Annotated in this window: 13 protein-coding genes, 1 tRNA gene and 1 rRNA gene; 9 read left to right on the plus strand and 6 right to left on the minus strand. The window is 59.8% G+C overall.

The window, feature by feature from the left end:
* Positions 1-60 precede the first annotated feature (60 nt).
* From ACIREA_RS01515 to ACIREA_RS01525, 3 genes are all read left to right on the plus strand, one after another.
* Positions 61-834 (plus strand): SDR family NAD(P)-dependent oxidoreductase, encoded by a 774-nt coding sequence (locus tag ACIREA_RS01515; protein ID WP_397379853.1) that lies wholly within the window; start codon positions 61-63, stop codon positions 832-834.
* A gap of 112 nt (positions 835-946) precedes the next feature.
* Positions 947-2011: a sialidase family protein gene (locus ACIREA_RS01520; protein WP_397379855.1), complete on the plus strand. Its 1065-nt coding sequence runs from the start codon at positions 947-949 to the stop codon at positions 2009-2011.
* Between the two features lie 204 nt (positions 2012-2215).
* Complete coding sequence (locus ACIREA_RS01525; RefSeq protein WP_397379857.1) at positions 2216-3544, plus strand: NRAMP family divalent metal transporter; 1329 nt, start codon at positions 2216-2218, stop codon at positions 3542-3544.
* A gap of 238 nt (positions 3545-3782) precedes the next feature.
* Here the strand turns inward: ACIREA_RS01525 and ACIREA_RS01530 are convergent, their stop codons facing one another.
* From ACIREA_RS01530 to ACIREA_RS01550, 5 genes are all read right to left on the minus strand, one after another.
* Complete coding sequence (locus ACIREA_RS01530; protein WP_397379859.1) at positions 3783-4814, minus strand: BsuBI/PstI family type II restriction endonuclease; 1032 nt, start codon at positions 4812-4814, stop codon at positions 3783-3785.
* Positions 4815-4818: 4 nt separating this feature from the next.
* A complete protein-coding gene (locus tag ACIREA_RS01535) occupies positions 4819-5835 on the minus strand; it encodes a DNA cytosine methyltransferase (protein ID WP_397379879.1) in 1017 nt (338 codons plus the stop codon).
* Between the two features lie 270 nt (positions 5836-6105).
* A complete protein-coding gene (locus tag ACIREA_RS01540) occupies positions 6106-7857 on the minus strand; it encodes a DUF3987 domain-containing protein (protein ID WP_397379861.1) in 1752 nt (583 codons plus the stop codon).
* 50 nt (positions 7858-7907) lie between these two features.
* Positions 7908-8957, minus strand: coding sequence for a hypothetical protein (locus tag ACIREA_RS01545; RefSeq protein ID WP_397379863.1), 1050 nt, complete (start codon positions 8955-8957; stop codon positions 7908-7910).
* A 31-nt stretch (positions 8958-8988) separates the two neighbouring features.
* A complete protein-coding gene (locus tag ACIREA_RS01550; RefSeq protein ID WP_397379865.1) occupies positions 8989-9324 on the minus strand; it encodes a hypothetical protein in 336 nt (111 codons plus the stop codon).
* Positions 9325-9785: 461 nt separating this feature from the next.
* Between ACIREA_RS01550 and ACIREA_RS01555 the strand changes: the two genes are divergently transcribed.
* Entirely contained in the window at positions 9786-10544 is a 759-nt protein-coding gene (locus ACIREA_RS01555) for a transglutaminase domain-containing protein (protein ID WP_397379867.1), read from the plus strand.
* A gap of 76 nt (positions 10545-10620) precedes the next feature.
* On the opposite strand, the gene ACIREA_RS01560 is transcribed toward ACIREA_RS01555, so the two are convergent.
* Positions 10621-12351, minus strand: a complete 1731-nt coding sequence (locus ACIREA_RS01560) for an ABC transporter ATP-binding protein/permease (RefSeq protein WP_397379869.1) — start codon at positions 12349-12351, stop codon at positions 10621-10623.
* A gap of 212 nt (positions 12352-12563) precedes the next feature.
* On the opposite strand from ACIREA_RS01560, the gene ACIREA_RS01565 reads away from it, so the two are divergent.
* From ACIREA_RS01565 to ACIREA_RS01585, 5 genes are all read left to right on the plus strand, one after another.
* Positions 12564-13550 carry a bifunctional oligoribonuclease/PAP phosphatase NrnA gene (locus ACIREA_RS01565; protein WP_397379871.1) on the plus strand — a complete coding sequence of 329 codons (987 nt, stop codon included), beginning with the start codon at positions 12564-12566 and terminating at the stop codon, positions 13548-13550.
* Positions 13528-14259, plus strand: coding sequence for a tRNA pseudouridine(55) synthase TruB (gene truB / locus ACIREA_RS01570; RefSeq protein WP_397379873.1), 732 nt, complete (start codon positions 13528-13530; stop codon positions 14257-14259). The genes ACIREA_RS01565 and truB overlap by 23 nt, the downstream gene beginning before the upstream one ends.
* Positions 14260-14976: 717 nt before the next feature.
* Complete coding sequence (locus ACIREA_RS01575) at positions 14977-15942, plus strand: hypothetical protein (RefSeq protein ID WP_397379875.1); 966 nt, start codon at positions 14977-14979, stop codon at positions 15940-15942.
* Positions 15943-16399: 457 nt separating this feature from the next.
* Positions 16400-17945, plus strand: a 16S ribosomal RNA gene (locus tag ACIREA_RS01580).
* Between the two features lie 163 nt (positions 17946-18108).
* Positions 18109-18184 (plus strand) — tRNA-Ala (locus ACIREA_RS01585).
* Positions 18185-18187: the final 3 nt, after the last annotated feature.

Below are 18187 nucleotides of genomic sequence, written 5' to 3' on the forward strand. Positions count from 1 at the left end.
TCCTTTCTGATCTTTTGTCTGGCATTTGCGTCGGCAGGAGACAGCTATCGCTCACCTCTTATGCCTGCCCAATACGCCCGTTATCCTTCGCTTGTGGACCGCACTGTTTTCATCACGGGCGGTGCGGATGGCATCGGCAGTGCGCTGGTGGAGCAGTTTGCGCGGCAGGGCAGCCGTGTGGCGTTTGTGGACAAAAATGTGCCGTATGCGCAGGCGACGATCCAGCGCTGCACGGACGCGGGCGTGGCGCATGCGCCGTTGTTTTACGAGGTCGATCTGCTGGACATCGAGGCGCTGAAGGCTGCCTGCGCGGCGGCGGTGCGGGATCTCGGCAGCGTGACCGTCCTCGTGAACAACGCCGCCAACGACGACCGCCACGAATGGCAGGACGTGACGCCCGAGTATTTTGACAACCGGATTAATACCAACCTGCGGCACTACTTCTTCGCCATCCAAGCCCTGGCGCCGCAGATGATCGCCGCCGCGCACGGCTCGGTGATCAACATCGGCTCCAGCAGCTACATGATGCAGGAGGATTTCTTTCCCGGCTACGCCATCGCCAAGTCAGCGGTGGAGGGCATCACGCGCACCATGGCCCGCACCTTCGGCCCGCATGGCGTGCGGGTAAATACCGTGCTGCCCGGCTGGGTGCCCACGGAGCGTCAGCTCACGAAATGGTGGTCGCCCGAAGGCGAGGCGGGCACGATGAGGGATCAGGCGATCAAGCGCCGCATCCTGCCGGAGGAGTTTGCGCAGATGGTCCTCTTCCTGGCTGCGGATGATGGCGCCGCCTGCACCGCGCAGCAGTTCATGGTGGATGGTGGTAGGTTTTAGGGGCCGTGTTTTTTTCCGCCAAACGTCGGGTGCTGAAAATGAGCTGCGGTGCCTTTTCACTTTGCGGGGGTGATCCTGCATAAAACCGCAGGGCTGGGTGCGTACTGTCCGCGTGCCACACATCCCGTCTTTCCTCCTCACCACACTCGCCCTCCTGCTGCTGGGCTCCGCTCACGCTGCCGATGCACCGCCGCAGGTCACCGTCAGCAACATCCGCCGCATCTTCCACAACGGCGAGCACAATGCCTTCACGGATCTCGTGCGCTTTCGCGGCCAGCTCTACCTCTGCTTCCGCAGCTGCCCGGACGGTCACATGGTTTTCAACACCGCCTCCGCCATCGTCATGCGCAGCGCGGATGACGGCGCCACGTGGACGCAGGTGCACCGCTTTGCCGTCAAAGACCGCGACACGCGTGATCCCCACTTCCTCGTCTTCAAAGACCGGCTCTTTGTTTACACCGGCACCTGGTGGAGCGGCCCCGGCAGCATCGAGCCCAAGGACTACGACATGAACAAGATGCTCGGCTTCGCCACCTGGAGTGACGATGGCACGAAGTGGAGCGAGCCCGAACTGCTGGAGGGCACCTTCGGCCTCTACATCTGGCGCGCCGCCGCCTCCGGTGGCAAGGCCTACCTCTGCGGCCGGCGCAAGCCCGGCTACGACATCGGCCCCAAAGGCGAGGGAGAGAAAGTGCAGTCCCTCATGCTGGAAAGCGATGACGGCCTCATCTGGAAAAAGCGCGCCTACTTCACCGAGACCGCCGGAGATGAGACGGCGTTCCTCTTTGAGAAGGACGGCAGCCTGCTCGCCATCGGGCGTCATGGCGGCAGGGGAAATGCCCTCGTCATTCGTTCAAGGCCACCCTTCACGGAGTGGAGCCGTCAAAGCCTGGATCGGTCCGTGGGCGGCCCGCTCGTCGTGAAATGGGGAGCGCACACCCTCGTCGGCGGACGCAAGACCACCCCGGAGACCGGTGCGAAGACCTCTCTCTGCTGGCTTGTCGGCGATGCCCTGCAAGAGTTCGCCGAACTCCCCAGCGGCGGCGACAACTCCTACCCCGGCTTCATCGCGCTGTCAGACAAACGCGCCCTCGTCTCCTACTACTCCAGTCATGAAAAAGACGCCGCAGGCAAGACCATCACCGCGATCTATCTGGCTGAACTCAGCCTCCCTTGATTTCATTTCGTCTGCTGCCACAGTTTCTCGCTTTGACCACCGCGATGGTTGAACGCCAACGGCCTTTTCTTCACACCCGCCGCCTGCTGCGCTTGCGTCCAAGGAAATCCGATGATTCACCTGACAGCGCGACCAGTCACGGTGAGGATACCGCCATGAACAAGTTTGCTGACTCCAGTTCATTAAGCCAAGGGAGGAATCCTCGTGCTCTCTAAGGCGGCCCGCCAGCGCAGGAAACATCCAGGCGCGCCGCCGCATGCCGTGGCGCATGTTCGGCACAGCATCGGGCTGCGTTTTGCCGCGCTGTTGAAATCGGGTCGTGGCGCGTGGGTGGCGTTCTTGGCCGTGCTGGGGCCAGGACTGCTCGCGGGGCTGTCGGATGATGATCCCGCAGGCATCACGACTTACTCCGTGCTGGGCGCGGATTTTGGCTATCGGCTGCTGTGGATCATCCCGGCTTCGACGGTGCTGCTGGTGCAATTTCATCTGATGGCCGTGCGCATCGGCGCGGCCACAGGCAAAGGCTTTGTAGGAATCATCCGCGAGAAATGGGGGCGCGGTGCTGGATACTTCGCCGTATGCGGCCTGCTGTTTGCCAACTTCGGCACCATTTGCGCCGAGTATGCTGGCATCTCTGCAGCGGGCGGACTGGTGGGCATTCCATCGTGGCTCAGTGCACCGGTGGCAGGCGTGCTGATATCGCTTGTGGTGGTGCTGGGCTCATTCCATCGCGTGGAGCGTGTGCTGCTTTTGATTTCGGCAACGCTGGCGCTTTACATTGTGGATGGTTTTTTGGCCGCGCCGGACTGGGGAGAGGTGTGGCATCACTCCGTGGTCCCGCACATGCCGACGAACGCGGCGGGCTGGATCGCCCTAGCGGCTGCATTGGGCACGACGCTCGCGCCGTGGGGGCTGGCCTTCATCCAATCCTATGCGGTGGACAAAAAAATCACGCTGGAAACACTGCGCTGGGCGCGGTGGGATGTGGTGATCGGCTCGGTGCTCACCGGCGTGATCGGACTGGCCATCGCAGTGGCCTGTGCGGCGACTCTCAACAAAGCGGGGGTGCATATTCAAGACGCTGGCGATGCGGCCAAGGCGCTGGAGCCGCTGGCGGGCCGTTTTGCCACGGTGCTCTTCGGAGCAGGCCTGCTCGGAGCATCACTGCTCGCGGCGGCCATCGTGCCGATTGCCACGGCCTACTCCATCGCCGAAGGCGTGGGCGAACCAGCGTCGCTCGACCTGGACTCGCGTCACTTTCAGTGGTTCTACGCCGCGTTCATCGGGTTGACCATTGCATCGGTGAGCGTGGTGTCACTGCCGGGGCTGCCACTGATCCCCCTGATCTACACGAGCCAGGTGGTGAATGCCGTGCTGCTGCCGCTGCACGTGATCGCCCTTCAACGGCTGGCGGGTGACGCATCCATCATGGGCGATGCACGACAGGGTCCGTGGTCACGTGCGGCGGGCTGGGTGAGCATCGTTTTGATACTTGCCTGCGTCGCAGCTTTGGCCTGGAGCGGGATGAGCTGACAGCCAGCCGGATGGATTGCTTGTCTTGAGTCCGATCCTTGCGGCATCTGCATCACTCCATCTCCACGCTTTGTCCCACGGCCGCCTCATCAATCAGGTGAAGCAGGAAAGTCTGCTGCGCCCCTGTCTTCTGGCCGAACGGTCACGCTGTCAGACAAACGCACGCTCGTCTCCCACTGCTCCAGCCATGAAAAGGACGCCGCAGTCAAGACGACAACCGCGATCTATCTCGCGGAGCTCACGCTGAAGTGATGTCTGGCAGATTTTCTTTCACTCTGCGAGGGCCGTAAAAGCGATCACCGTTGAAATGAATCATGTGATCAGGCTCTTGGGCAATCCATACTTCAGTTTCCCAAGCAATATCGGGGGCAAACTTGCGGAATGCATTGCGATCCAAGAACGCCGTGACGAAGACCAATGGCAGCTGGCACTTGGTGCAAAGCGCCTCCAGCATCATCAGTCGCTGTGGCGAGATCGGACCAAAGCTATGCACAGCCTCTATGAAAAAGACCCATCCTCGCTTTTCATCGAGCAGGATGATGTCGGGAAGACTGCCGGAGGTGTCTATGGTCAGGCCAAGTTCATTCAATTTTGAATGCTTTGAAACAATCGTTCGGTTGTCAGCATCACCAAGATAAAGAACGTCTGAGTCAGGTGCAAAACGTGGACGGAACTGTTCAACTACAGCTCGCTGCAACGCGTTGTGTTGACCTGGGCCAAGTTTCAGCTCGGTGCCATCAGGCATTATTAATGGAACTGATGAAACTGACTGTTTTGCAGTAAGATCAAGGACTGGCGTTCTGCCTTCCATAAACTTGCTGGCTGCTCCCGCCCACCCCACTTGGCCGAAAGCTCGAATAACTTGCGCGTGTTCTTGGCTTACTCCGTAGCCACGGGTTGGATCGTTAACAGCCGCATTTGGGTTGGAAGCACTTTGAATGACGATCCCGGAAAGAACCGCCCCGCGAAGGTGCTTGCGTCGAATGTCATCATAAGATCCTCGAGAAATTTTTTCCTCGAAATGTTTGTTTATGAAATCAATGATCTGTCGTGTGCCAAGAGGCGGGCCTGGATGATTGGCTGCCGACTGCCAATCAGCCGAATGAGTCACACCAGCGACAGCTAAAAAGCACATGGCAGACATCTCGCGCTGCCTAGGTGTCGCGGAAACCAACGGCACACCAAATGCTTGGAGTATTTCAATCGCTTCGTTTATTACACGGCGGACGCTAGACGACTTTGGCTTCGATGACTTGGGTTTCGGTGACATGACTTCATGCTGCAAGTGCGTCAGCACGTTTGCGCGGTTGTGTTTCTGTACGTGTAAGATAACGGGCCACTGCGGAGGCAATGGAATATGCAAACATTGGGGGCACTGCGTTTCCGATCTGATTGAAAACGCTGCCTTCCGAGCCGGCGAATTCAAATGAATCTGGAAAACTCTGAATCCGTGCAGCCTCACGAGCGAGGAGTCTGCGACGGCGGCCGTCAGGAAACTTGATGCGCTGCATATCACCCGTTGCGCCAGCGAGATTTCGACAAGTCAGCGTTCTCGCAGGCAGCTCAAGATGCAGGTCGCGTGGGCGGACACAGCAGGAAGCTTTCTCATAGTTCGCAATATAACGGTCCATGCTTTCAGTGAGGAATTTTGATTCGGGCGAATCAGCGAATAAAATTCCCTTCAGTGCCTCACCTGCGGTCCATGTTTTCACTATCGGCTTAGGAAACACAAATCCCCCATGGTGACCAATTACTACAAGTCGTTCACGCTTCTGAGGGACATTAAAATGAACGGTGCTAAATAGTCGTAAATCTACTTCATAGCCCAAACCTTTCAGCTCATTGAGGATCTCATCGAGATACCAACGATTGCCGTACATCATGCCCCTCACATTCTCGAACATCCATAACCTTGGACGAAGTTTTTTAACAGCTGCAATAAAGGTGGGGAAACCATCCCGCGAATCATTCAGTCCCTTCTGATTCCCTCCGACGGAAAAAGGCTGGCAAGGGGGGCCTCCAATTAAGATGTCGCAGTCGGGCAGAACTGAATCAGGAGTTAAAACGGTTTCGACGCATGAACCGCCCAAGTTTCGCTGGTAGGTTTCACATGCGTCGCTGTCTTTTTCAAAGCCGACTGTCGCGAATCCGGCAGACTCGAAACCGAGCGCCAACCCGCCGCAGCCTGCAAACAGATCCACAGCAAGCCACTTTGGCTTCTTGGACGGGATCAGCGTCGCATTGATGAGTTCAGGGTAAGATTCCACAATCGAGCCTATCGGCTGAGGCAGATTCTGCAAGTTTCATGGACGAATTTGGGGAGGGATGTTTTGGAAAATCTCTGTTCCTAGAAAAATACCGCTGAAGGCTCCACCGCTGCTCATCCTTCCCATCCCCGGAGCAAGCAGGAGGCTTGCGCTACGGCCATGCACTCGCCGCATCCGCCGAGGCCAGGCTTCCACTGTTTCCACAGTTTCAACGGGGGGTGGTGTCACTCGCCGCGCCTGACGGGGAGTGACTTCCACTGTTTCCACCGTTTCAACGGGGGCTGCTCTGTTCGCTCACTCCCAGGTGAAGGTGTAGGTGTAGAGCTGGCCCGTTTTGGTGACCTCACACTGCTGGCGGGAGACGAGGTGGGGGATGATCTCGCCGTAGAGCTTGGAGGCGGTGAGCGCGCCGATGCGCCCGGGATTGGCGGCGAAGCGGTGCGTCAGCTCGCTCCGGCTGTACACGGCCCGGTGCTGGCCGGGTTTGACACTGTGATCTCCAATGATCTGGGCGATGAGCCATTCGGCGGTGTCCTCCACCTGGACGCGGCGGCTCATGCCTTCGAGCTGGATGAGCGCGTCAAGGCAGCCGTTTTGATGCGCCTCCGCCAGCTCCAGAATCTCCGGGGTGATGGTGAAGGGATCGGTGATGCTGCCTCTGGCCCAGCGGCAGGCCTGGAAGATGATGGCCAGCTTCAGGCAGCGTGCGGGGGATTCATTGAGGCTGGAGAGCAGGCTCTCATCTCCATTGGTATATCCTGGTATGGATTCACAGCGGGCGCGGTTGCGCTGCTGCAGGCCCACCCAGTAGTGCTTGGCGGCCTTGGTGAAGTTGTCCCTGCCCACGGAGCCTTTGAGGTTGGTCAGATTTCGGAAGAGGTCGGTGAGGTTTTGCAGGTCGTCTCCTTCCAGGCTTTCAGGCCACCAGATGTTCCGTGCCTGACGGGTGGCCACGTAGAATCCGAAGCGGCGGCGCAGACCGCAGCCGGAGGCGATTTGATCCAGCCTGGCCACACCAAAGGTGCTGCCGATGCAGAGGCTCAGCGTGGCCTGCTCGATGTGCCGCTGGGATTCGCCATCGCCGTGGCTTTTGCCTTCACGCAGGAAGTTCTGATGCCAGGGTGAACCATCGTAGAGGCCCAGGTAGCGGGCGGAGGTCTCGCGGCCGTAGGACTGCGACTCCCAGCTGCGCAGGATGGTGTTTCCTTCATCCTCAAACTGCAGGCGGTGGGGCTGCTGCTCAAAGGTGTCAAACAGGGCCGAGTCGCTGGCGTTTCCACCGATGAGGTCCTCCGGCGTGAGGAGGTGCCGGGCGATCTTGATCGCAGGTGCAAAGGTGGTGCCTTTGCGCAGGCCGGCAGGACAGGCCACGAAGTTGTAAATCGTCAGCGGCTTCTGGCTGCCAAAGTTCAGGGTGACATTGGGCGTGAGGAGCTTGCCACACAGGGCCAGAATGGGCGCCACGATGAGGCCGTCCGGCAGCTCTGAGACGCAGCGCGTGAAGTCGCGGTAATCCATGAGGATGGAATCCTCCGGGATGGGGTGCTCACGAGTTTTCTCATCACCCCGCGTTGAAATCGTTGAAGTGTCCTCCTTGGGCATGGCCGCAGACACACCAGCCCCCGTTGAAACGGTGGAAACAGTGGAAGCCTGCGCGCATGCTGAGGCTGGTTTGACAGCAGCCCCCGTTGAAACGGTGGAAATAGTGGAAGTCTCCGCGCTGGTGGCAGCAGGTGGCGCGTGCGCGCAGCCTCCCGCCGAAGTGGTGGATGATGCCGTTGGTTCTCCCGCAGCAGGCTCTGCGCGTGTACCTCCCCCCGGTGAATTTGGAGAAGATGGAGAAGTTTCTCCGCTGCGGGGCGGCTGGGGTTTGTACCAGTCGGGCACGGGCGCGTTCACGGGGCGCAGGTGGCGCGTCCAGTCGGCGGAAGGCCGGAAGGCGCGGCGGGCCTGCAGCTCGGCGGTGGCATCCGTGAGGGCAGGGGGAGTGGCGCTGGGATTGGAGCTGGAGTTCGAGTCGGAATTGGAATTGGAGTCAGAGTTCATGGTAGAAAAGTTGTCGGGTTTAGAGGATTCAGATGAGTGGAGATGTGGATTCATTTTCGGGTGGTGAAGAGGCCGTCGAGGATGGGCTGGAGCTCGGCCTCCGGCAGTTGGAGGACATCGCCGAGGTCTTTGCAGAGTTTGGGCAGGCAGTGTGCGGTGGCGTGAACGCCTGCGGCCTGGAGGTCTGCCAGCCAGGAAGATCCGGCGTCCAGGCCCGTCTCGTCAGCGTCCGGGACGATGTGGACCTCCCTGCCACGCAGCCGCTCCAGCAGCCCGGAGTCCCGCGCAAAGCGGGAGCTGGCGCTGGTGGCGGCGAGGATGCTCCACGCGTGCGCGGTATCCACGAGCAGCATGGCCGCGAGGCCCTCGATGAGGCCTATCGTGCCCTCCACCAGCAGCACGTGTGTGGTTTCGCCCAGCCAGCCCTGGCCGATGAAGGCGCCCTGGGAACCGGAGAGATTGCGCGCTTTGATGCAGGTGCCGTCGCCTCTCTCCAGCGGCTGCCCGTCCAGCCGCCGTGCCTGTGCAAAGGTGCCCTCTGTGATGATGAGGCAGCGGTGCCCCTGCACCCCCGCCACACGGAGAAACCCGTGCCGGTGCGCGAGATCCACCGCATCTGGCAAGATGCCGCGCAGCTCCGCCACGGTGCAGATGTCCGCATGCGTGAGCGGGAGAAACTCCGGCCACTTTTTGCGCAGCCAGGAGAGGTCTTCGGCGGGGGCGGTGGGCTCTGAGACGCTTTGGGAAGTGGAATGGCTCTTGCAGGGCCTGTCCGGCCTGTAGGTCCTGTTTCCAGACTTCGCGCCGTGGGCTTTCTGCCCACCCTGGGGCCACTCAGCCTCCAGCAAATAACCCGTGGGCCGGCCCGCGCTGCTTTTGGCGGCCCAGCTCAGCTTGTGCCGCAGGTCCATTTCCCGCCAGGGTGGGCGGCAGTCCTTGTTCCAGAGGCTGAGCAGGGGCAGGGCCTCCTCCTCGGAGAGTTCAAAGCCGCGCACCAGCGCCACGGCGGCGCTGAAGGCGGCGGCATCGCCCCTCTGCCCGGAGATGGAGACGGGCATCCCCGCCAGATAGGCGCTGGCACGCTCGGTAGTGGGTTTCATGGTGTGGTAGAATGTGGTTTAAACAGGCAGGCTAGGCGATGCGCGTTTCGGTGGTGGAAGCGGCTGCTGCGTTCAAGGCACCTTCTCGGGAGGAAGGGGCGGAGTCAGAGGCAGAAGAGGATTTTGAGCCCGCCCGCACCTCGTGCTGCTGCAGGGCGGCCCAGACCTTGGCGGGTTCAAAGCGGCAGAAGCCGCGAATCTTGATCATGGGCACCGCCCCGCTGAGGACCCAGGAGTGCAGGGTGCGGCGGGTGATGCCGAGCCGCTGCGCCATCTCCACCTGCGTGAGCAGCTCCACCGGCGGCGGTGGCGTGGGGGCTGGCTGGGGGTGCTGGTCGGTGGTGGTCGTTTGAATGCTGGATTTCATAAGGCTGTCGTTTTGTTGTAATAGGTTCAATGGTAGTAAGATATGCTTTTAACTGGTGCCTTGTGGTATCATGCGGCCGTGCCGTGGCATGGAAGTGCCGTGTGGGCGCGGGGTCCGCGTGAGGTCGGGCGTGGTGGACTGGGAGGCCGTTCAGGGCCGCCAGGATGTGTGCCGGGTGCGAATGCCAGAGTTCTTCACTGCCGTCTCGCCGCCATCTCTGCCGGAGGCCGCGTTCTTCACACCGGCCATCCTCAGGAATGAAGAAAGACTTGGGTCCCGATTTCGAAAGTCAAAAACTATTTCAGAAAAAATGCAGGCGCAGCTCACCACATTGGGAAAACGAGTGACAGGAAACGAAAACGTTGCGCGGCATTTGGCATGCAACCAGCCATCCTTCCCACCGCGTTCCATTCAGCAAAGCACCCCACTTAATATTCATGATACTCCAAGCCAGATGCGAAATGACCGTGGAAACCACCGTTCCCGCCGCCACCGTGATGATGATCGAGCCCCTGTCCGGCCCGGCGCAGGTCATTCAACACAGCTCGGTGAGCTTTGAACCCATGACGCCCCACGTCAAAACCATCGACTTCTTTGGCAATGCATGCCAGCGCGTGGTATTGCCCGCAGGCATCACGGTCATCAAGGCGGAGGTCACCGCCAGCGTGCCCGATTTCATCGATGTGGATTACTCCGCGCCTTTCACACCGGTGCAGGATCTGCCGGACAACGTGCTGCATTACCTGCTGCCCAGCCGCTACTGCCAGTGCGATCTCCTGCTGGATCTGGCCACGCAGGTCATCGAAAACGCCCCTCCCGGCTACGGCCAGGCCGAGGCGATCCGACAATGGATCCAAAACAACATCACCTACCAGTACGGCTCCAGCGGCCCCAGCACCACCGCCATGGACACGGCGAACAGCCGCATGGGCGTGTGCCGTGACTACGCGCACCTCGGCATCGCCCTCTGCCGTGCCGTCCGCATTCCCGCCCGCATGGTGTCCGGGTATCTGTATCAGCTCGATCCCATGGATCTGCATGCGTGGTTTGAGGCCTTCGTGGGCGGCCGCTGGTACACCTTTGACGCCACTCAAAATCAGCCCCGTGGCAACCGCATCATCCTCGCCTACGGTCGCGATGCCGTCGACACCGCGCAGCTCAGCGAATATGGAAACCTGGTGATGAAAGGCATGCACGTCCAGGTGGATGCCGCGCCTTGAGAGGGCTTTTAAACCCGCCGCTTTCCCGCCATCGCATCAGCGATGGACGAAGGGAATGTCTGTCCGCAAGGCTGCACTACGCCCGTCTGCTCAGCACCCACTCTCCCGCGCACTCCAGCCGCAGCACGTTTTCATGAAAGGGCAGCAGCGTCTCGCGGTGCCCCACGCTGATGAAGCCGATGCCTGACTCGCGGAGGAGGTCGTAGAGGCGGCTTTGATTGTCTTCGTCCAGGGCGCTGGTGGCTTCATCCAGGAAGGCAAACTTCGGCTGGCGCAGGAAGAGGCGGGCGAAGGCCACGCGCTGCTGCTCGCCCAGGGAGAGGATGTTGGTCCAGTCGATCACGCGTTCCAGATCTCCGTCCACGCGGGCGAGCACATCGGAGAGGTTCACCTGCTCCACCACGCGGCGGAGGGTGTCGTCCTCCACATTGCTGCTGTGGTCCGGGTAGCGCAGCTGATCGCGCAGGCTGCCGGGCACCATGTAGGGGCGCTGCGGGAGAAACATCAGGTGCTGCAAAGCAGGGCGCTCCAGCGCGCCCGCACCGCCGGGCCACAGGCCGGCGATGGTGCGCAGCACGGAGCTCTTGCCGCTGCCGCTCGCGCCCATGATCATGAGGCTTTGACCTGGGCTCAGCTCAAAGGTCAGCTCATTCGCCAGCACCTTGGCCTTGTCCGGCGTGAGCACGGTGAGCTTGCACAGCTTCACCGTGCTTCCGGCTTCATCCAGCTGCTGCAGGCTTTCGCGGGCGCTGCGCTCCTCTTCCGCATCGAAGTCATCCAGGTCATCCCACAGGATGCCGATGCGCTGCACTCCCGCCAGGTAGGTGCTGAGGTCCTCGAAGTTGTTCGCCACGATGGACACCGCGCCGAGCACCTGCGCAAAGGATTCGATCGTCTGCGTCACCACGCCAAAGGGCGCTGAGCCGTTCATGAACATGGGCGCCACGATGAGGATGGGCAGGATGAGCGCGAGGTAGTTGTAGCTGTTGCGGAAGAAGCCCAGGTTGCGGTTCCAAAAGATGATGGTGCGCATGTTTCCCACGACGGCGGAAAGCCGGTGCACCAGGTCCCGGTGCTCGCGCTTCTCCCCGCGATAAAAGGCGATGGACTCCGCATTGTCGCGGATGCGCACCAGCCCGTAGCGAAAGTCGGCCTCCTTCTGGTACTTGTCGTACTGCAGGGACACCAGCCTGCGGCCGATGACGAAGCACATGGCGGTGCCAAAGGCCGCATACACCAGCGCCACGCTGACCAGCATGCCGGAGATGCTCCACAGCACGCCGAAGAAACCGATGAGCGTCATCACGGAGTTCACCAGCATCAGCGCATAGGTGAGGGAGTCGGAAGTGAAATTCCGCACGTCTTCGCTGATGCGCTGGTCCGGGTTGTCGATGCTCTCCGACCCACGCAGGCGGTAGTAGGCGCGGTTGTTGAAGTAGCGTTTGATCAGGTGCTGCGTCATCCATTCCCGCCACAGCAGCGCCAGGGTCTCCTGCGTCCAGCGGTAGAAGACATTGATCAGGATGGCCACGACGAAGGTGGCGGCATAGCGCCCCATGGCCTCCCAGTAGGCCAGGGAGTCCTTTTTCTCGATGGCCGTGATGAGATCCCGCCCCGCATAGCTGGTGAGCACAATGACGCCGATGTAAGCCACCGAGAGCGCGAGCAGCAGCGCCAGCCAGCCCCGCGCCTTGCCCCGCCGCTCAGATTTGAAGAACGCCCGGGTGATGGAGCGAAACTGCCGCACCGTCTTGCGAAAGTTTTCTTTGGCAGCGATGCGATCCGCCGGGGTGATGGGTTCGTTCATGCAGTCATTCTTCGTTCGCAGCCTCGGCTTGCAATGGCCTTGTGGATGTGGAGCCCCACGATCCATAGCTTACCCAGGCGGTCAATGGCATGGGGTGTAACCCTACCGGAGGGTGGGGGCTGCCGAGGAAGTGGAGGTGATCCGCCAGTGCTCTTTGGCTGCATCTTCACCTTGCAGCCACGCAGCGGCGGTGCTTTGTGACGACCCCCCGGATGCCTGCCAACTCCACCACCGCCGAAATCGTCGCCGCCATGCGCTCTGCGCAGCGCATCGCCATCGTCGCGCATGTGAGGCCGGATGGCGATGCCGTGGGCTCCGTCCTCGGCCTCGCGCTCAGCCTGCGCGCCATGGGCAAGGACGTCATCGCCATGCTGGAAGATGGCGTGCCTGCAAATCTCGCCTTCCTCCCAGGCAGCGACACCGTCATTCAGCCCGGCACCGAGCCGCTGAACATTGACCTCGCCATCGCGCTGGACACCGCCACGCACGAGCGTGTGGGGGAGAAAACCAAGGCCCTGCTGGATGCCGCACCGCTGCTGGTGGACATCGATCACCACCCCGCCAATCCCGGCTACGGCGCGCTCAATCTCATCGTCCCCACCGAGCCCGCCACCGGGCAGATCATTTACAATCTGCTCAGCGAGCACGGCCTGCCCATCGACGACGCCATCCGGCAGAATCTCTTCATCGCCATCTCCACGGACACCGGCTCCTTTCAGTATTCCAGCACCAATGCTCGCACACACCGCATCGTGGCCGAGATGATCGATGCCGGACTGGACACCGCGCACCTCGCGAAGCTCATCTATCAGAGCTACCCCGTGCGCCGTCTGGAGCTCATGCGCGACATGCTCAACCACATGGAGTTTCGCGCCGAGGGCCGCATCGTCAGCTGGCAGCTCAAGCAGGAAGTCATGGACGCCATCTCCATGGAGCCCGGCGATACCGAGGGCCTCATCGACACCCTGCGCATGATCGACTCCGTGATCACCTGCGTCATTTTTGAAGACATCCCCGGTGGCAAGGTGCGCGTCAGTTCGCGTTCCAAGGACAACCGCGTCGATGTCTCCGCCGTCTGCGCTCAGTTTGGCGGCGGTGGTCATCGCATGGCCTCAGGCGCACGCATGAAAGGCCCCATCGGCGCAGCAGCAGACAAATTTTTGCAAGCACTCGAACATGAAGTCAGACGAATTGATTAGCGGTGTCCTCCTGGTGGACAAAGACCAGGACATGACCTCGCACGATGTGGTGGCCGTCGCACGGCGCTGCCTGAACATGAAGAAGATCGGCCACTGCGGCACGCTCGACCCCATGGCCACCGGCATGCTCATCCTCGTGCTTGGAAACGGCACCCGCCTTTCCGATCTCCTCATGTCTGAGGACAAGGAATACGTCGGCACCCTCACGCTCGGCAAGACCACCAACTCCCAGGACGCCGAAGGCGAAACCGTGGAAGAAAAGCCCGTGCCTGCAGACCTCACGCTGGAGCAGGTGAAGGCCGCCTTTGACACCATGAAGGGCGATTTTTACCAGATGCCCCCCATGGTCTCCGCCATCAAGATCGGCGGCGTCCCGCTCTACAAGCTCGCCCGCAAAGGCCAGGAAGTCGTGCGCGAGCCCCGCTTCGTCCGCGTGTACGATTACGAGATCACCCGCTTTGAGCCGCCCTTCGTGGATTTCCGCGTCGTGTGCAGCAAAGGCTTCTACGTCCGCACCTATGCCCATGACGTCGGCCAGAAGCTCGGCTGCGGCGCCCACCTCAGCGCCCTGCGCCGCACCCGCTCCGGCCACTTCAAGCTCCTCCCCGGCAAGCACGTCTCCTTTGATCAGCTCAAGCAGGGCAAGAAGGACGAAGTCCTCGCCGCCATGCTCTCGCTCTATGACGTGAGCAAGCTGCGCGGCGCGTAGGCAGGGCAGGGGATAGACGGGTCAGGACGACAAGACATGCCGCAATGGCAGAATCGTCCTCGTCCTCCTGCTCGAACTCAGCTTGCCCTCCCGAATAACTTCCACGGTGCATCGGCACCCGGCAATTCGCGGCAGGGAACGTGCCTTTTTCCCAACGATTCTCTCTTTCAAGACTAGACAGTCTCATTCCCAAAGCGCTGCGCGCGCCTCCCATATGGACTGCGGTTGCGCAGTGAGGCACGAACGCAGCTACCGCTTTTGCCGTGCTGATCGGCTCACGGATACCATGGGTTATTCGAAGGCGGGAGCCGGTGAACTTTCGCCAGCCCGTCGCCCTACGCGCACCACGAGACGTTCGAAAGCGGCAGCTCCACCCTTTCAGGGTTGCGCAGCCGCACTCCAAAAGCGCTGTGCACTTCCGCGCCCCAAGGCGAAAAAGTGAGTATAAAGCGTGCTGACGTTCTAGGCAGGTGATCCACCCAGCGCTGCTCCCCAGTCCCGCCTTTCGGCGGTCCGGTTCCTCGTCAGCCATTCATCTCGCAGCCTCCGTGAGGCATCGCTTTTTTGGATCGGTTTTGCGTCTTTTCGCGGCCAATCTTCTGCATCCGCCCTCTCCGCGCCTCCCTTGCGCATCTCCGCTGCTTTCTTGCCCTCCTTGAAAACTTCAGGCAAGCCGCACTGTTTCATCGGTCACAGCCCCAAATGGCTGTTCCCACCATGAAACTCTGCTTCCTTCGTCCTTATATGGCGTTGGTGCTGGTCTGGCACTGCGGCCAGACGCTTTTCGCACAAGCACCTGCCTCTCCCCCACCGGCAAAGGCTCCGGCGCCCACTCCCGCCCAGGCCATCCTCAAAGCCCGCCTCGCAGGTCAGGCACAGCGCGCCAGCCTGCTGGGCAGCGAGATCCACAATGCCGACTTGCGCATTGAAAGCCGCTTTGACGACCTCCTCACCACCCTGCGTGTTGTCAGCGACTCCATGGATTCGCGCACCAAGGTCACACGCATGAAGGAGCAGACCATCGCGAGCCTGCAGAAGGCCGTCACCTACTACCAGCAGAAGCGCGCCTGGTTGGAAGAGCAGATGGTGCGCCCCACCTTCAATCTCACCCAGACGCAGAAGCAGATGATCAGCAATGACTTCGAAGAGCGCATCGAGAAGCGCGTGAAGCAGATCGTGGATCTCTTTCAAACCTTCCCCAAGCACGAAGATTTTGAGCGTTACAAAGCCGCAGGCCCCAACAGCTTTGGCGGCGTGAGCTATGAGGACAGCGAGGACTACCGGCAGAACCTCCGCCTCTCCAGTCATACCAGCACCATGCGCAGCAAGCTCATCAAAGACATCCAGGCCAGCATCAATCAGCTCCATCAGGAAAACCTCACGCTCGCAGACATGGCCGCCAAAGCCGCCAATCCCGAACTCGGCGAAGTGTATGGCGATGAACAGCGCAAAAACGAACAGCTGCGCGACGTCCTCAAAGAGGATCTCGAAGCCATCAAGGCCGGCCCCACGGTTCCCGGTCGCCCCGTCAGCGGCCACGAGGCGCAGGCGCTCGACAAGATCATCAAACACTCCGTCGATTCATTGCAGGGAGAGTTCACACTCCTCTTCTCACGCTACGCCGACTGGCTCACTGCAGCCTCTGCCCTCAACACACTGCGTGCAGCCGTAGCAAAGCCGTGATGAATGCGTGCTGCGTGCCCCTTCTTTACCTTCGTACACATGGCAGAAGGAAGGCCTTCGCATAATTCATACTTCATCAGAGTGATATCATGATGTCACACTGCAAATGAGGTCGTTTGAGCTGCGTTTCTCGAAGGCAAACACCCATTCGACGAAAAAAAATGCATTTTGATGCACAATGATGTTGCACCATCTCTGACCTGCGTTACTCTCCTAACCCGCAGCGAAAAACGCGGGCTGAGAAAAAGAAGATTGAGAAGCGAAAAGCGGCTCATGAAACTTGGAATCAGAAACGATCTTTTAAAAAACACAGAAGCAACGAAACGAGGGTGAAAGCCTGAGTTTGTTGTTAGAAAACAGAAAGCTAAATTGTGCGCTGTGCATGAAAATGCGCAGGCATCTGTGGTTTAAACAGATGCAGTCAATAGAGTTCGTCTTAAAAAGAGACGGCTCGAAATTTTTGGAGAGTTTGATTCTGGCTCAGAACGAACGCTGGCGGCGTGGATAAGACATGCAAGTCGAACGGGACATCATGAGTAGCAATACAAGTGATGTCTAGTGGCGAACGGGTGCGTAACACGTGGATACATTCCGGGAAGCGGGGGATAGCCCAGGGAAACTTGGATTAATACCGCATGTGGTCGAAAGACTAAAGGCAGGGACCGCAAGGCCTGCCACTTCCCGATTGGTCCGCGGCCTATCAGCTAGTTGGCGGGGTAAAAGCCCACCAAGGCTACGACGGGTAGCTGGTCTTAGAGGACGACCAGCCACACTGGAACTGAGACACGGTCCAGACACCTACGGGTGGCAGCAGTCGAGAATCTTTCACAATGGGGGCAACCCTGATGGAGCGACGCCGCGTGGAGGATAAGGTCTTCGGATTGTAAACTCCTGTCATGTGTGAACAAGGTTGTCGTGTTAATAGCATGGCAAATTGATGGTAACACAAGAGGAAGAGACGGCTAACTCTGTGCCAGCAGCCGCGGTAATACAGAGGTCTCAAGCGTTGTTCGGAATCACTGGGCGTAAAGGGTGCGTAGGTGGCGTGGTAAGTCAGATGTGAAAGCCCGGGGCTCAACCTCGGAATTGCATCCGATACTACCATGCTAGAGTACTGAAGAGGTGACTAGAATTCTCGGTGTAGCAGTGAAATGCGTAGATATCGAGAGGAATACCAACGGCGAAGGCAGGTCACTGGGCAGTTACTGACACTGAGGCACGAAGGCCAGGGGAGCAAACGGGATTAGATACCCCGGTAGTCCTGGCAGTAAACGGTGCACGTTTGGTGTGGGCGCAATCGACCGCGTCCGCGCCGGAGCTAACGCGTTAAACGTGCCGCCTGGGAAGTACGGTCGCAAGATTAAAACTCAAAGAAATTGACGGGGACCCGCACAAGCGGTGGAGTATGTGGCTTAATTCGATGCAACGCGAAGAACCTTACCTGGTCTTGACATGCATTGTGTCTCCGGTGAAAGCCGGATAGGGTAGCAATACCCGCTTTGCACAGGTGCTGCATGGCTGTCGTCAGCTCGTGTCGTGAGATGTTGGGTTAAGTCCCGCAACGAGCGCAACCCCTGTGATTTGTTGCCACCGGCTTATGCCGAGCACTCGAATCAGACTGCCTCGATCAACGAGGAGGAAGGTGGGGATGACGTCAAGTCCGTATGGCCCTTACGACCAGGGCTGCACACGTACTACAATGCCCAGTACAATGTGAACCGAGACCGCGAGGTGGAGGAAATCAATAAAACTGGGCTCAGTTCAGATTGGAGTCTGCAACTCGACTCCATGAAGCTGGAATCGCTAGTAATGGTACATCAGCTACGGTACCGTGAATACGTTCCCGGGTCTTGTACACACCGCCCGTCACATCATGGAAGCTGGTTTCGCCCGAAGTGCATGCGCCAACCGCAAGGAGGCAGTGCCCTAAGGCAAGACTGGTGACTGGGATGAAGTCGTAACAAGGTAGCCGTAGGGGAACCTGCGGCTGGATCACCTCCTTTCTATGGAGAATGTCCGATGGCTCACGCCTAATCACGGACAAGGTCGACGCCGACTGCCAGCAATGGCAAGGCGTGTGAATGATGAAAGTCCTCACAAACCTTAATACTGCGAATAAGTAATCGCAGCGCACAATTTAGTTTTTCTGTTTTCTGTGCCTTGAGCGGGGGTTTAGCTCAGTTGGTAGAGCGCTAGCTTTGCAAGCTTGATGTCAGGAGTTCGAGTCTCCTAACCTCCACCATCA

This window comes from Prosthecobacter sp. (assembly GCF_044373815.1).
In the GTDB taxonomy this organism is placed as follows: Bacteria; Verrucomicrobiota; Verrucomicrobiia; order Verrucomicrobiales; family Verrucomicrobiaceae; genus Prosthecobacter.

Bases quoted from the DNA above. Each gene is read 5' to 3' on its own strand.
- ACIREA_RS01515 (WP_397379853.1), top strand. From the start codon at position 61: ATGCCTGCCCAATACGCCCGTTATCCTTCGCTTGTGGACCGCACTGTT.
- ACIREA_RS01530 (WP_397379859.1), bottom strand. From the start codon at position 4,814: ATGTCACCGAAACCCAAGTCATCGAAGCCAAAGTCGTCTAGCGTCCGC.
- ACIREA_RS01540 (WP_397379861.1), bottom strand. From the start codon at position 7,857: ATGAACTCTGACTCCAATTCCAATTCCGACTCGAACTCCAGCTCCAAT.
- ACIREA_RS01545 (WP_397379863.1), bottom strand. From the start codon at position 8,957: ATGAAACCCACTACCGAGCGTGCCAGCGCCTATCTGGCGGGGATGCCC.
- ACIREA_RS01550 (WP_397379865.1), bottom strand. From the start codon at position 9,324: ATGAAATCCAGCATTCAAACGACCACCACCGACCAGCACCCCCAGCCA.
- ACIREA_RS01555 (WP_397379867.1), top strand. From the start codon at position 9,786: ATGACCGTGGAAACCACCGTTCCCGCCGCCACCGTGATGATGATCGAG.
- ACIREA_RS01560 (WP_397379869.1), bottom strand. From the start codon at position 12,351: ATGAACGAACCCATCACCCCGGCGGATCGCATCGCTGCCAAAGAAAAC.
- ACIREA_RS01565 (WP_397379871.1), top strand. From the start codon at position 12,564: ATGCCTGCCAACTCCACCACCGCCGAAATCGTCGCCGCCATGCGCTCT.
- truB (WP_397379873.1), top strand. From the start codon at position 13,528: ATGAAGTCAGACGAATTGATTAGCGGTGTCCTCCTGGTGGACAAAGAC.
- ACIREA_RS01575 (WP_397379875.1), top strand. From the start codon at position 14,977: ATGAAACTCTGCTTCCTTCGTCCTTATATGGCGTTGGTGCTGGTCTGG.